This is a genomic window from Pseudomonas sp. A014, from assembly GCF_052378495.1.
Taxonomy (GTDB): Bacteria; Pseudomonadota; Gammaproteobacteria; order Pseudomonadales; family Pseudomonadaceae; genus Aquipseudomonas; species Aquipseudomonas machongensis.
Genome location: NZ_CP199001.1, coordinates 3,303,188 through 3,316,726 on the forward strand (window position 1 = coordinate 3,303,188; position 13,539 = coordinate 3,316,726).

Annotated in this window: 14 protein-coding genes; 9 read left to right on the forward strand and 5 right to left on the reverse strand. The window is 65.2% G+C overall.

What is annotated here, in order from left to right; translation table 11 throughout:
- Positions 1–88: 88 nt before the first annotated feature.
- A complete protein-coding gene (locus ACTYOL_RS14980) occupies positions 89–2,278 on the reverse strand; it encodes an OsmC domain/YcaO domain-containing protein (protein WP_151924866.1) in 2,190 nt (729 codons plus the stop codon).
- Positions 2,279–2,363: 85 nt separating this feature from the next.
- Positions 2,364–3,182, reverse strand: a complete 819-nt coding sequence (locus ACTYOL_RS14985) for a substrate-binding periplasmic protein (protein ID WP_112898480.1) — start codon at positions 3,180–3,182, stop codon at positions 2,364–2,366.
- Between the two features lie 347 nt (positions 3,183–3,529).
- On the opposite strand from ACTYOL_RS14985, the gene ACTYOL_RS14990 reads away from it, so the two are divergent.
- Together ACTYOL_RS14990 and ACTYOL_RS14995 are read left to right on the forward strand one after the other, a co-directional pair.
- Positions 3,530–4,393: a sensor domain-containing diguanylate cyclase gene (locus ACTYOL_RS14990; RefSeq protein WP_197891121.1), complete on the forward strand. Its 864-nt coding sequence runs from the start codon at positions 3,530–3,532 to the stop codon at positions 4,391–4,393.
- A gap of 89 nt (positions 4,394–4,482) precedes the next feature.
- Entirely contained in the window at positions 4,483–5,271 is a 789-nt protein-coding gene (locus tag ACTYOL_RS14995; RefSeq protein WP_444756512.1) for a carbon-nitrogen hydrolase family protein, read from the forward strand.
- Between the two features lie 41 nt (positions 5,272–5,312).
- On the opposite strand, the gene ACTYOL_RS15000 is transcribed toward ACTYOL_RS14995, so the two are convergent.
- Positions 5,313–6,095 carry an NAD(P)H-dependent oxidoreductase gene (locus ACTYOL_RS15000; RefSeq protein WP_444756513.1) on the reverse strand — a complete coding sequence of 261 codons (783 nt, stop codon included), beginning with the start codon at positions 6,093–6,095 and terminating at the stop codon, positions 5,313–5,315.
- A gap of 85 nt (positions 6,096–6,180) precedes the next feature.
- Here ACTYOL_RS15000 and ACTYOL_RS15005 point away from each other — a divergent pair, with 85 nt between their 5' ends.
- Positions 6,181–7,086 carry a LysR family transcriptional regulator gene (locus ACTYOL_RS15005; RefSeq protein WP_153773878.1) on the forward strand — a complete coding sequence of 302 codons (906 nt, stop codon included), beginning with the start codon at positions 6,181–6,183 and terminating at the stop codon, positions 7,084–7,086.
- Here ACTYOL_RS15005 and ACTYOL_RS15010 read toward each other — a convergent pair.
- Complete coding sequence (locus ACTYOL_RS15010) at positions 7,083–7,985, reverse strand: LysR family transcriptional regulator (protein ID WP_197890991.1); 903 nt, start codon at positions 7,983–7,985, stop codon at positions 7,083–7,085. The genes ACTYOL_RS15005 and ACTYOL_RS15010 overlap by 4 nt on opposite strands.
- Positions 7,986–8,105: 120 nt before the next feature.
- On the opposite strand from ACTYOL_RS15010, the gene ACTYOL_RS15015 reads away from it, so the two are divergent.
- From ACTYOL_RS15015 to ACTYOL_RS15035, 5 genes are all read left to right on the forward strand, one after another.
- Positions 8,106–8,540, forward strand: a complete 435-nt coding sequence (locus ACTYOL_RS15015) for a GFA family protein (protein WP_197890989.1) — start codon at positions 8,106–8,108, stop codon at positions 8,538–8,540.
- A gap of 167 nt (positions 8,541–8,707) precedes the next feature.
- Positions 8,708–9,697: an aliphatic sulfonate ABC transporter substrate-binding protein gene (locus ACTYOL_RS15020; RefSeq protein WP_323452263.1), complete on the forward strand. Its 990-nt coding sequence runs from the start codon at positions 8,708–8,710 to the stop codon at positions 9,695–9,697.
- Entirely contained in the window at positions 9,694–10,524 is an 831-nt protein-coding gene (locus tag ACTYOL_RS15025; RefSeq protein WP_153773882.1) for an ABC transporter permease, read from the forward strand. The genes ACTYOL_RS15020 and ACTYOL_RS15025 overlap by 4 nt, the downstream gene beginning before the upstream one ends.
- Before the next feature lie 4 nt (positions 10,525–10,528).
- The gene (locus ACTYOL_RS15030; protein WP_153773883.1) at positions 10,529–11,272 is read left to right on the forward strand and encodes an ABC transporter ATP-binding protein; all 744 of its coding nucleotides are present in this window, start codon (positions 10,529–10,531) and stop codon (positions 11,270–11,272) included.
- A gap of 117 nt (positions 11,273–11,389) precedes the next feature.
- Positions 11,390–11,641 (forward strand): hypothetical protein, encoded by a 252-nt coding sequence (locus ACTYOL_RS15035; RefSeq protein ID WP_054891461.1) that lies wholly within the window; start codon positions 11,390–11,392, stop codon positions 11,639–11,641.
- On the opposite strand, the gene ACTYOL_RS15040 is transcribed toward ACTYOL_RS15035, so the two are convergent.
- Positions 11,642–12,130 (reverse strand): winged helix-turn-helix transcriptional regulator, encoded by a 489-nt coding sequence (locus ACTYOL_RS15040; protein WP_054891462.1) that lies wholly within the window; start codon positions 12,128–12,130, stop codon positions 11,642–11,644.
- Positions 12,131–12,242: 112 nt separating this feature from the next.
- Between ACTYOL_RS15040 and fabF the strand changes: the two genes are divergently transcribed.
- Positions 12,243–13,514: a beta-ketoacyl-ACP synthase II gene (fabF, locus tag ACTYOL_RS15045; protein WP_444756514.1), complete on the forward strand. Its 1,272-nt coding sequence runs from the start codon at positions 12,243–12,245 to the stop codon at positions 13,512–13,514.
- Positions 13,515–13,539 lie beyond the last annotated feature (25 nt).

A 13,539-nucleotide genomic window follows, 5' to 3' on the forward strand; every position in this document is an offset into this window, starting at 1 on the left:
CAGCCAAATGGACACATGGCTGAGGGGATTGGTACAAAAAAATAGACGAGAGGGTCGCTATGTACCCTCTCTTGGGCTGAAGCGGGCCTCAGCCCGCCGCGCGGGCACGCGCCGCATGCAGCTTCTTGTAGCTCTCGACCAGACGCAGGTGGCGGTCCAGACCTTCAAGTTTCAGGCTGGTTGGGGTCAGCCCGTAGAAGCGCACGCTGCCGTCCACCGAGCCGAGTGCCGCATCCATGCGCTCATTGCCGAACATGCGCCGGAAGTTGGAAACGTAGTCGTCCATCTCCAGCTCGTCGTCCAGCACCACTTCCAGCACCACGTTCAGCGCCTGGTAGAACAGCCCGCGCTCGACGGTGTTGTCGTTGAACTGCAGGAACATCTCCACCAGTTCCTTGGCCTCCTCGAAACGCTGCAGCGCCAGCTGGATCAGCAGCTTGAGCTCGAGGATGGTCAGCTGGCCCCACACCGTGTTGTCGTCGAACTCGACGCCGATCAGCGTGGTGATGGTGGTGTATTCGTCCACCTCGACCTGTTCCAGGCGCTTGTACAACAACTTCAGCGAGCGGCTGTCGAGGTTGTGCAGGTTGAGGATGTCGGCACGGAAGCCCAGCGCGCGGTTGGTGTTGTCCCAGATCAGGTCCTCGACCGGGTAGATTTCCGAATAGCCCGGCACCAGGATGCGGCAAGCGGTGGCACCGAGGTCGTCGTATACCGCCATGTACGCCTCCTTGCCCAGCCCTTCCAGAATGCCGAACAGCGTCTGCGCCTCCTGCTCGTTGGAGTCTTCGCCCTGGCCCGAGAAGTCCCACTCGACGAACTCGAAGTCGGCCTTGGCACTGAAGAAGCGCCACGACACTACGCCGCTGGAGTCGATGAAATGCTCGACGAAGTTGTTCGGCTCGGTCAACGCGTGGCTTTCGAAAGTCGGTTGCGGCAGATCGTTCAGACCCTCGAAGCTGCGACCCTGGAGCAATTCGGTGAGGCTGCGCTCCAGCGCCACTTCAAAGCTTGGATGCGCGCCGAACGAGGCGAACACCCCGCCGGTGCGCGGGTTCATCAGGGTCACGCACATCACCGGGAACTCGCCGCCCAGCGAGGCATCCTTGACCAGCACCGGGAAGCCCTGCTCCTCCAGCCCCTGGATACCGGCGACGATGCCCGGGTACTTGGCCAGCACATCCTGCGGCACGTCCGGCAGGCACAGTTCGCCTTCGAGGATTTCACGCTTGACCGCCCGTTCGAAAATTTCCGACAGGCACTGCACCTGGGCTTCGGCCAGGGTGTTGCCGGCGCTCATGCCGTTGCTCAGGTAGAGGTTTTCGATCAGGTTGGACGGGAAATACACCGTCTGCCCGTCGGACTGGCGCACGAACGGCAGCGAACAGATGCCCCGGGCCTTGTTGCCCGAGTTGGTGTCGTACAGGTGCGAGCCGCGCAGTTCGCCATCGGGGTTGAAGATCTCCAGGCAGTACTCGTCGAGGATCTCCTGCGGCAGCGCGTCCTTCGGGCCAGGCATGAACCACTGCTCGTTCGGGTAGTGCACGAACGGTGCGTTGGCGATGTCCTCGCCCCAGTACTGATCGTTATAGAAGAAGTTGCAGTTCAGGCGCTCGATGAACTCGCCCAGTGCCGAGGCCAGCGCAGCTTCCTTGGTGGCGCCCTTGCCGTTGGTGAAGCACATCGGCGACTGCGCGTCGCGCACGTGCAGCGACCAGACGTTGGGCACGATGTTGCGCCAGGAGGCGATCTCGATCTTCATCCCCAGATCGGCCAGGATCGCCGACATGTTGGCGATGGTCTGCTCCAGCGGCAGGTCCTTGCCGGGAATGTAGGTGGTGGTGTCGGACACCGGCATCAGCAGTGCCTGGGCATCGGCGTCGAGGTTGTCGACCTCCTCGATGATGAACTCGGGGCCGGTCTGCACCACTTTCTTCACGGTGCAACGGTCGATGGAGCGCAGGATGCCCTGGCGGTCCTTCTCGCTGATATCCTCGGGCAGCTCGACCTGGATCTTGAAGATCTGGTTGTAGCGGTTTTCCGGGTCGACGATGTTGTTCTGCGACAGGCGAATGTTTTCGGTGGGGATGTCGCGGGTCTGGCAGTAGAGCTTGACGAAGTACGCCGCGCACAGCGCCGAGGAGGCCAGGAAGTAGTCGAACGGACCAGGCGCCGAGCCGTCGCCCTTGTAGCGAATGGGCTGATCGGCGATCACCGTGAAGTCGTCGAACTTGGCTTCAAGTCGGAGATTGTCGAGAAAATTGACCTTGATTTCCATGCGGGCACACCAGCGCGTAAAACGAAATGGGCGCCATTATCCGGGTTTTTCGCTGGGAAGTCTTGCCGCAGCCACACCGCCCTGGTCAAGGCGCCGCCACGTTCTCCTGCTGTTGGCGCCAAAGCGCCAGGTTTCGTGCAACCAGGCGCTGCGGCAGATCGCTGGACACGATTTCCCTCATCTTCGCGGCCAGTTGCTCACGCAACTGTGGCCGGTTGCACGGCGAGTCGTGGGACATCGCCAGGTACAGCCCCTCGCTGGACACCGGAGGCTCGAGCACCTGCACCTGCTCGTCCACCTTCAGCACGCGCGCCAGGGCCATGCCTGGAAACTGCTCGAAGATCACATAGTCACTACGCTTGTGCAGCAGCTTCTCGAACGCCTGCCTGGCGCCGGGCACTGCCTCCAGGTTGAGGTTGGTCCGGGCGAACTCGTCGAACTGCTCGCCATGGCTGTTGTTGACCAGTACCCCACCCTTGAGCCCGCGCAGATCGTCCCAGCCTTTATAGGCGAAAGCGCTGTCGCTGCGCACCCAGACCACGCTTGGGGTGTGCAGGAACGGCGGCTCGATGAAGTTCACCTCGTTCTGCCGCGCGCGGGTCAGGAAGTAGCCCGCCAGAAGATCGACCCGCCCGGTACGCACTTCTTCCTGGGCGCGTCCCCAGGGCCCGGAATATTTCACTTCCACATCCAGCCCCAGCTCACCTGCCATGTACTTGAGCAGATCGGCATTGGCCCCGACGAGGTGCTGCGGGTCCTGCGGGTCACGCCACAGGTAAGGTGGATACTCGGGGTTGCCGGTGGCGGTCAGGCGCGTGCAGTCATCGACCGCCAGCGCCACCTGCGGCAATACCGCGAAGGTCAGCGACAGCAGCAAGGCCCGACAGGAACGGCGCTCGATCATTGATGGCCCTCGTCTGAATAGAACAGCAGGGAAAAAGCGATGACTGACCGACAGGCGACATGAACAGCGACAGGCTTAACACAGTCTGGACCAGAAACCGTCAGCTGCCAGCAATGACCGCTGCAAGATGCCATTCGTCGGCGCATCATGCCATCACCGAACCCGTTCGGCTGCGCCTGCGACTATTTTTCACCGCCCTGCTGGCCATAACGGCCATACCCTGTAGGCTGTGCTGTGGCCGCGAACGATCGGCCGGTACCGCCCGGGTGCCGGGCGCGCGCAGGATGACTCGTCGGCCCTTCTGCGATCTGGCCCTGATCGAGCCTTACGACCCGGACACCCGCACCATGCCCGTCGACCTGCAAGCGCTCTATCCCAAGTTGATCCACCTGATGCTCGACACCGTCTTCGTGGTCGACCAGGACGACCAGATCGTGTTCGTCAGCGATGCCTGCCAAGCGCTGCTGGGCTACCGCGCCGAGGAGCTCATCGGCACGCCGATCACGCATTACATGCACCCCGACGACCTGCCCGCCACTCGGGCCTCGATCGTCCGGGTCATGTCCGGCCAGGCGCATTTCGATTTTCGCAATCGCTACATCCGCAAGGATGGCGGTGTCGTCCATATCCTCTGGGCGGCGTTCTGGTCAGAAGAGGTCGGCGCACGCATCGGCGTGGCGCGCAACGTCACCGCCCTCACCGAGGCCGAAGAAGAGCTGCGCTTTCTCGCCCACCACGACCCGCTGACCCGGCTGGCCAATCGCGCCCTGTTCAACAGCCGCCTGGACGCTGCGTTGAAGGCGGCGCAGCAGCACGGCGATACCCTGGCGCTGCTATTCGTCGACATCGACGACTTCAAGGAAATCAACGACACCCACGGCCACAGTGCCGGCGACCGCGTGCTGCGCCTGGTGGCCCAGCGCCTGGAGCGCTGTGCCGGCGCGCATGCCACGGTAGCGCGGGTGGGCGGCGACGAGTTCGCCATCCTGCTCACCGACCTGCCGTCGCACAGCGCCGTATTCGACAAGGTCACACAGATCCTGGCCGTCATGGTCGAGCCGCTGGATGCCGACTTCGGCGGCCTCGCCATGCCGACCTGCAGCATCGGCGTCGCCTGCTACCCCGCCGACGGGCGCGATGCCGATGCCCTGCTCAGCCATGCTGACGGCGAGATGTACCGGGTCAAGCGACGTCGGTCGCAAGCGGGTTGAGACACTGACTCAAGCGCAAGAATCTGCAAGTGCTTCTTCTGCTCGTTGCCTAGACTGGCCGCACCCGCCCAGCCCCTCGAGGTTTGCAGATGTCCCTGATCACCGTGGCCTACGCCCAATGGCCAGAAGGCCTGACCCCTGACAGTCCGCAGTGGCAACAGATCGCCGAGCAGGTCCGTGCCGCCGAGGCCGATCTGCTGATCACCAACGAAATGCCCTTCGGCCCCTGGCTGGCCGAGCACGCCACCTTCGACACTCAGGCTGCGCAGCACAGTGTGGCCCTGCATGAATCCGCCCTCGACGCCCTGGCCAGGCTCGACGTACCTGCCGTGCTGTCGAGCAGGCCGCTGCTCGCGGCCGGGCGCCTGGTCAACGAAGCCTTCGTGCTGGATACCACAGGCTACCGCTTCGTCCACCAGAAACACTTCTTCCCCGAGGAGCCGGGCTTTCATGAGCAGACCTGGTTCACCACTGTCGAGCAGGGGTTCGACGTGATCGAGGTGGGCAAGCTCAAGCTCGGTGTGCTGCTGTGTACCGAGTTGATGTTCAATGAACGCGCCCGCCACTATGGACGCGACGGTGCCGACCTGATCGTCGTCCCCCGCGCCTCCGGCACCGACCATCGCTACTGGGATTGCGCCGCGGGCATGGCCGCGATCGTTTCCGGCGCCTACGTGATCAGCGCCAACCGCACCGGGCAGGCTGCACAGGGTCAGCGCTTTGGCGGCCACGGCATGGCGTACTCCCCCGCGGGCCTGCCACTGGCCGTCGCCGCCAAGGCTGACGACCACGCCTTGTTGCAGGTTGTACGGATTGACCTGGAGCAGGCTCGGCGGCAGAAATACGAGTACCCGTGTTATCTGCAGAATGTCGATTGAAATCCCGGGCCTTCGCACACGGGATACAAATACTTGCATATTCAATCGCCACGCAAATGAACCCCCAACCCCTCCTCCCCCGGCGCCAGTTCCGGCCTCAAGGTCAACTCGGGAATCAGGTAGTCGCCGCCATTCTGGCGCCGATATGGGATCGGTGTATCGACCCACAAATCATCGAGGCGCCGCTCCAGTTGCATGCAGGCATCGGCGAATGCTGCATCGTCGATGCGGCTGGTGCGATGGAGCACGAACGGCGGCAGCACCTCGAACCCTGGATAGAACAGGATGCCGTGCTGGATGGGGAACAGGATCGCCTCCAGTGGGCCATTGATGCCCCGCGGCGCGTAGTGCGAGGCCCAGCCACCGGTCGTGACCATCAGCATGGCGCGCTTGCCGGCCATGCTGCCTTCACCGTAGCGGTCACCCCAGTGCTGGTCGGAATGCTCGCCCACGCCGTAGGCGAAGCCATAGGCATAGACCCGTTCGACCCAGCCCTTGAGGATTGCCGGCAGGCCGAACCACCACAGCGGGAACTGCAGGATCACCGCATCGGCCCAGCGCAGTTTCTGCTGCTCCAGGGCGATGTCGGCACTCTGCGTGCCATCGGCGAAAGCCTGGCGTGAATCTTCCGAAACCCGAAAGCGCACGCCGGGTTGGCCGGCGGTATTGTCGCTGGCATCGATCAGCGGCTTGAAGGCCATGGCGTAGAGGTCCGAAACCTGCACGACGTGACCTTGGCGCTGCAGGTGCGCAACCGCATGGTCCTTGAGCGAGCCGTTGAGCGAGCGGGGTTCAGGGTGGGCGTAGACGATCAGCACATTCATGGTGGCACTCCGTAAAGGGATGCGGGCCATGATGGGCGGCCGCACGGTATAGTAGAAATGAATATCCACTATTCCAGGTATTGCCTTGCACGATTCCCTGCGTCGCCTCGACCTCAACCTGCTGGTGACCCTCGACGCCCTGCTCAGCGAGCACAATGTGACACGCGCGGCGCAGCGCCTGCATCTGGCACAACCGACCGTCAGCGTGCAGCTGGCGCGGCTGCGCGAGCTGCTTGAAGACCCGCTGCTGCTACCCGGACCGAGGGGCATGCGCCCGACCGCGCGGGCAGACGCCTTGCGCGCACCGTTGCGCCAGGCGCTGGAGGCGTTGCAGCTTGCCATCGCTGCGCCGCACCCCTTCGACCCGGCCGCCGCCCGCCAGACCTGGCGCGTGGCCGCCACCGACTACAGTGCCTCGACCATCCTGCTGCCCGCCCTGGCCAGGCTACGCAGCGCCGCCCCGGGCACACGCCTGGCGGTGCTCGACCTGCAGCCTTCGGCCCTGCTCCGCCAGGCCGAGCTCGGCGAGATCGACATGGCCTTTCACATTGCCCGGCAGGTGCCGGCAGAGCTGCGCCAGCGCAGCCTGTTCGTCGAGCGCTACGTGCTGGTCGGCCGAGTCGAACATCCAGGGCTCAGGCGCAAGCCGACACTCAAGCAGTTCTGTGCGCTGGAGCAGGTGATCGTCTCACCCGACGGCGGCGGCTTCCATGGCCCTACGGACGCCGCGCTAGCCGCGCAAGGGCTCGCGCGCAACGTGGTGCTGTCGGTGCCGCATTTCATGCTGCTGGCGGCGATGCTGGTCGGCTCGGACCTGGTAGCCATGCTTCCGCAGCGGCTGGTGGTCAGCGACCCCAGGCTCAAGGTGGTAGAGGCGCCCCTGGCGGTGCAGGGATTCGAGATGCTGATGCTGTGGCCGGAGCGGGTACATCGGGACCCAGGGCATCGCTGGCTGCGGCAGGTTATTGTCGATGCCCTGCAGCAGAACTAGTTGACACGCGGGGCGGCCAGAAACGCCGACAGCGCCGCCCCCAGCGCCTCGAACACCAGGCCAATCCGCCGAACCCGTCGCAGATCGCCGTGCATTGCCACCCAGACATCCACCGAAAATGCCACGGCCTGCGGCAACACCCTCACCAGCCCATGCCGCCGCGCCAGTTGCTCGGCACACACCCCAACCCCCACACCAGCCCTGAGTGCCGCGAACTGGGCGAGGTGATCGTCGGTGCGCAGCGCCATGCGGTCCGGCACACAGACAAAGCCGTTCTGCTCGAGAAACATCACTTCAGCAAGGTTGCGATCAGGCCCGATCAGCGGATAGCGCGCAAGGTCTGCATGGGTGTTCGGCACGCCATGGCGCAGCAGCAGCTCAGGGGTCGCATACAGGCCTATCCGCAGGTCCCCCACATGCCGGGTGACCACTGCCGCCTCGGTAGGCCTGCGAATCCGCACCGCCACGTCAGACTCCTGCAGTGCCAGGGCCTCAAGCCGGTTCGAGATGCTCAGCTCCAGTGTCAGCTCCGGCCGGGCCGTGCGGATCTCACCCAGCATCGCCGGCAGCACCTCCACCCCCAGCAACTGATTGCTGGTGACGCGCACCGTGCCTCCCGGCACCTGGGCCTCGGCAGACGCGGCGCGGGCAAAGGCTTCCGCTGCCAGGGCCATGGACTCGACATGGCCGATCAGCTCCTTCGCCGTTTCCGTGGCCATCAAGCCTGCCGGCGAGCGCACGAACAGGCTCATGCCCACGCTCTGCTCCAGCGCGTCGATACGCCGACGCGCGGTGGCCTGGGCAATGCCCAGCATGCGCGCGGCGGCAGAGAGGCTGCCCGTGCGCAAGACCGCCAGGAACACGCGCTGGGTTTCCCATTGCAGTTGAGGGGTGTTCATACATTTCCTATGAGCAGCTCGGCAGGTTTGATCAGTTTTAACCAGGCTGATACTCGCGCATGCTTCACGTATCCAGGCCGTTCGTCAAACGGCCTGCCATACCGACACGAGGTCCGTTGCATGAAGATTCAAGGTGGGTGCCGTTGCGGGCAGGTGACGTTCGAATCCGATCACCCCGCGATCATGACCAGCGCCTGTCATTGCACGGGCTGCCAGAAGATGTCGGGCAGTGCGTTCTCGCTGACGGCGCTGTTCCCAGCCGAAGGGTTCAGGGTCACGCGCGGGGCGCCGGTGCCTGGAGGTCTTCGGGGCGCAACCCGTCATGAGTTCTGCCCCCACTGCATGAGCTGGCTGTTCACCCGGCCCGCCGGTAACGACGCGGTCGTGGGCGTGCGCAGCAGCCTGCTGGAAAACCCGCAGCACTACGCACCGTTCATGGAAACCTGGACACAGGAGAAGCTGCCATGGGCCTGTACCGGTGCTGTCGTCAGCTTCGAAGGCTTTCCCGACCCACAGGATTATCCGGCGTTGATGGCACGGTTCGCGCAGCGCTGACCTGCTGCCCCTCCAACTGTTCGCCCTGCAACAGCAGGACAACACTTTGCCCGACTCAGTACAGCTGTCAGCCCTGATTTGCGCGCCCATCTGCGCAAAACCAGGCCTGGCGAGATGGCACGCTGCCTGCAACCGGTCCTGATCCCTCTTCTCGACTGGATCGCCCCATGCGTCTGTTTGCCCAAGCCCTGCCCAGCGCCCTGAAGTCGCTGTCTATTGCCGGCCTCGTTGCCCTGGCCTTCAATCCCGTCGCCCACGCCGAAACCGCGCCCAAGGAAGTCCGCCTGGACTACGCCTACTACTCCCCCGTAAGCCTGGTGCTCAAGCATTTCGGGTGGTTGGAAAAAGCCCTGCCTGACTCCAAGGTCACCTGGGTGTTCAGCCAGGGCAGCAACCGCTCGCTGGAATACCTCAACAGCGGCGGTGCCGACTTCGGCTCTTCGGCCAGCCTCTCGGCGGTGCTGGCCCGGGCCAACGGCAGCCCGATCAAGTCGGTGTACGTCTACAGCCGCGCCGAATGGACCGCGCTGGTGGTGGCCAAGGACTCGCCGCTGAAGACACTTGATGACCTCAAGGGCAAGAAGATCGCCGCCACAAAAGGTACCGACCCGTACCTGTTCACCCTGCGTGCACTGGAAAAGGCCGGGCTGAAAAAGGATGACGTCGAGCTCTTGCACCTGCAGCACCCTGATGGCCGCACCGCACTGGAGAAAGGCGATGTCGATGCCTGGGCCGGCCTCGATCCGCACATGGCCGCCAGCGAACTGCAAGCCGGCTCACGCCTGCTGTACCGCAACAAGGACTTCAACAGCTATGGCGTGGTCAGTGTCACCGAGACCTTCGCCAAGCAGCATCCACAAACCATCGCCACGGTGATCAAGGCCTACGAGCAGGCACGCCACTGGGCAGTCGCACACCCGGACGAGTTCGCCCGCCTGCTGGCCGATGAATCCAAGCTCCCGCTGGATGTGGCCAAGCTGCAGCTGTCGCGTACCGACCTCTCGGCGCCACAACTGACCGAACAGGACGTAGCAGCCTCCAAGGCCGCGGCGCCGATCCTGGTGTCGGAGGAGCTGGTCAAGCGTGGCGCCGACGTCAACGCCGTGATCGACCAGCTGATCGACCCGTCCTTCGGCAAGGCCAGCATCGAGCGATGAGCCTCTCCACGCACACTCGCAGCGTGAGCGCGCCGGCGCCCGCCACTGCCGCCTCGCCCTGGCCACGTCGGCTCAAGGGCCTGGCGCTGCCTCTGGCGATCATCCTGCTGCTGGAGGCCGTCGTGCGCCTGGGCTGGATCGCTTCCTACCAGATGCCCGCCCCCAGCGAAGTGGCGCAGACCCTGGTGCAACTGGCCGACGGCGCGCTGTGGAAACACATCGGTGCCAGCCTGTCGCGGGTGTTGGCCGGCTTTGCCATCGGCGCCGCCCTGGGGCTGCTGTTCGCCGCCTGGGTGGGTCTGAGCCGTGAAGCCGAGGCCTGGCTGGAACCGACTTTCGCCAGCCTGAGGGCGATCCCGAGCCTGGCCTGGGTGCCGCTGTTGCTGCTGTGGCTGGGCATCGGCGAGACCTCCAAGGTGACACTGATCGCCATCGGCGCGTTCTTCCCGGTGTACCTGAACGGCGTGGCCGCGATCCGCAACATCGACCGCAAGCTGGTCGAGGTCGGGCGCATGTACGGCTTCGGCCCATTGCGCCTGGCCCGGCGCATCCTGCTGCCGGCTGCGATACCCGGCGTATTCACCGGCCTGCGCAGCGCCCTGAGCCTGAGCTGGATGTTTCTCGTCGCCGCCGAGCTGATCGCCGCCACCCGCGGCCTGGGTTATTTGCTCAGCGACGGCCGGGAGACTTCACGACCGGACCTAGTGCTCGCGGCGATCATTGTCCTGGCCCTGCTCGGCAAACTCAGCGATGGCCTGTTGGCCGGGCTGGAACAGCGCTGGCTGAACTGGCGCGACACCTTCGACGGCACGGACCGAGGAGCCTGAATCCATGAACCAACCCTTGCGCGTTGCCGCACCGACACCTGCACCCTTGCTCGACCTGCGCGTCGAGCACAAGGCATTCGGTGCCACTGCGGTACTGGGGGCGGTCGAGCTGCAACTGCAACCCGGCGAGATCGTCAGCCTGCTGGGCCCCAGTGGCTGCGGCAAAAGCACCCTGCTGCGCCTGGTGGCGCAACTGGACCGCGACTTCGTTGGCCGTCTGCAGCAACGACCGGAACAGGTCGGTTTCGTGTTCCAGGAGCCGCGCCTGATGCCCTGGTTGAGCGTGGCCGACAATATCGGCTTCAGTGAGGACCGGCGCTACGACCGTGCCCGGGTCAACGGCCTGATCGACGAGGTGGGCCTGGGCGGCTTCGCCGATGCGCTGCCCAAGGCGCTGTCCGGCGGCATGGCCCAGCGCGTGGCCATTGCCCGCGGGCTGTACGGCCAACCACAACTGCTGTTGCTCGACGAGCCGTTCAGCGCCGTGGATGCCTTCACCCGCTTCAAGCTGCAGGACCTGTTGCTGGACCTCGCACGCCGCCACCGCATCGCCCTGCTGGTGGTCACCCATGACGTGGACGAGGCGCTGTACCTGAGCGACCGCGTGCTGGTGATCGGCAACCGGCCGGGCACTGTCTGCCGCGAGCTGAGGGTCGGCCTCGGCTACCCGCGCGAACGCCAGGACGAACGCCTGGCCCGCCTGCGCGGCCAGGCGCTGGAAGCCCTGCACAGTGCGCGGGTGATCTGAGCCGGGCGCGTTCATCGATAGTGACTATCGAGCACGACGATTTCTGCCCGGCGGCCGTGCTCGATAACCTGTGTTCACCGACTCGCCAGACGAATCCTCGAACCAGGAAACCCGCCGATGAACGCCACCGCCCGCCTGCTGCTCGCTGCCCTGGCCGCCCTTGGTATCGCCGCACTTGCCGGCTGTGCCAGCCATCCCGAACAACGTCCCTACACTGCCGAGGAAACGCGCCAGTTGCAGCTCGAGGCGCTGCAACGCCGAGGCCTGTCGCAGCAGGAATACGAACATCAGCGCGCTGCAATCCTGCGTGCCGACCAGGTGGAAGTAGCCGGCGACGGCCTGCGCCAGGCCCCTGCCCTGCGCGGCTGATCAGCCCTCGCGACTGCGCTGCAGCCGCGCCCGCATCCCCTCACTGGCGCCAGGGCCCTGCACCAGCTCGCACGCCGACCAGGGCACCACGCGCCCGGACTCCACGTCCACCATCATCGGCTGCAAGGCCTTGCCCGTGCCCTTTTCCACCACCTGCACACTGATGGCCTCAGGCGCAAAATGCCGATTACCCCAGGCGATCAGCGCATAGAGCACGCCCTGCAGGTCGCGCCCCCGAGCACTGGGCCGGTATTCGTGGCGTAGGGGCCGGGTGCTGTAGGCATGGCGCTCGAGCAGGCCGGCCTCCACCAGCGCATTGAGCCTGCGGGTCAACATGCTCGGAGCGATCTCCAGGCTCTTGGCGAAATCGTCGAAGCGGCTCAGGCCCTGCAAGGCATCGCGCATGATCAACAGGCTCCACCACTCCCCCACGTGTTCAAGGCTCAGGGCGATAGGGCATTCGGAATCCACAAGCGTCTTGCGTTGCATCAGGCAGGCTCACCACGGGTTTGTGAAATATTCGGGCTGGATGTTACTTCTATAATGATAGTAACGTCTCTTCAGCTGAATAGTAGCAAACCTCCATAGGAGTGAGACCTTCATGAACAAGCGTATCGTCGTTACCGGAATGGGAGCGGTCACACCGCTGGGGTGTGGCGTGGAGCGGGTCTGGGAACGCCTGCTGGCGGGGCGCTCGGGCATCACGCAGTTGCCGGAATCGCTGATCGGCGACCTGGCGGTGCGCATCGGCGGCCAGGTGCCGGACCTGCAGCAGGACAGCGAGGCCGGCTTCGATCCAGACCGCGTACTGCCAGCCAAGGAGCAGCGCAAGGTCGATCGTTTCATCCTGTTCGCCCTGGGCGCCGCACAGGAGGCCCTGGCGCAGGCCGGCTGGCAACCGCAAAGCGCCGAACAGCAGGAACGCACGGCAACTATCATCGGTACCGGCGTGGGCGGCTTCCCGGCCATCGCCGAGGCCGTGCGCACCACCGACAGCAAAGGCCCACGCAAGTTGTCACCCTTCACCATTCCCTCCTTCCTCGGCAACCTGGCCGCCGGCCAGGTGTCGATCGCCCACGGGCTCAAAGGCCCACTGGGTACTCCGGTCACGGCGTGCGCTGCCGGGGTGCAGGCGATTGGCGACGCCGCGCGAATGATCCTGGCCGGTGAAGCGGACGTGGCGCTGTGCGGCGGCGCGGAGGCGGCCATTCATCGTGTCAGCCTGGCCGGCTTTGCCGCCGCGCGGGCCTTGTCGAGCGATTTCAACGAGCACCCGGAACAGGCCTCGCGCCCGTTCGACACCCGCCGCGACGGCTTCGTCATGGGCGAAGGCGCCGGCCTGCTGGTGATCGAAGAACTGCAGCATGCACTGGCACGCGGCGCCACGCCGCTGGCCGAGCTGGTGGGCTACGGCACCAGCGCCGACGCCTATCACATCACCTCGGGACCGGAAGACGGCGACGGCGCGCGACGCGCCATGACCCTGGCCCTGCGCCAGGCCGGTATCCGTGCACAACAGGTCGGCCATCTCAATGCCCATGCCACCTCGACACCGGTGGGCGACAAGGGCGAGCTCGCAGCGATCAAGGCGGTGTTCGCCGACGTGCCCTCACCGGTGATCAGCGCGACCAAGTCTGCCACCGGCCACTTGCTGGGCGCCGCCGGCGGTATCGAGGCGATCTTCACCGTGCTTGCTCTGCGCGACCAACAGGCGCCGGCCACGCTCAACCTGGTCGAGCCTGACCCCGCAGCCGCCGGGCTGGACATTGCCGCAGGCCAGCCGCGGCCCCTGGATACCGAATACGCGCTGTCCAACGGCTTCGGTTTCGGCGGCGTCAATGCCAGCGTGATTTTCAAGCGCTGGGAGGGTTGAACCACTGGTCGCCATGCGGGCACTT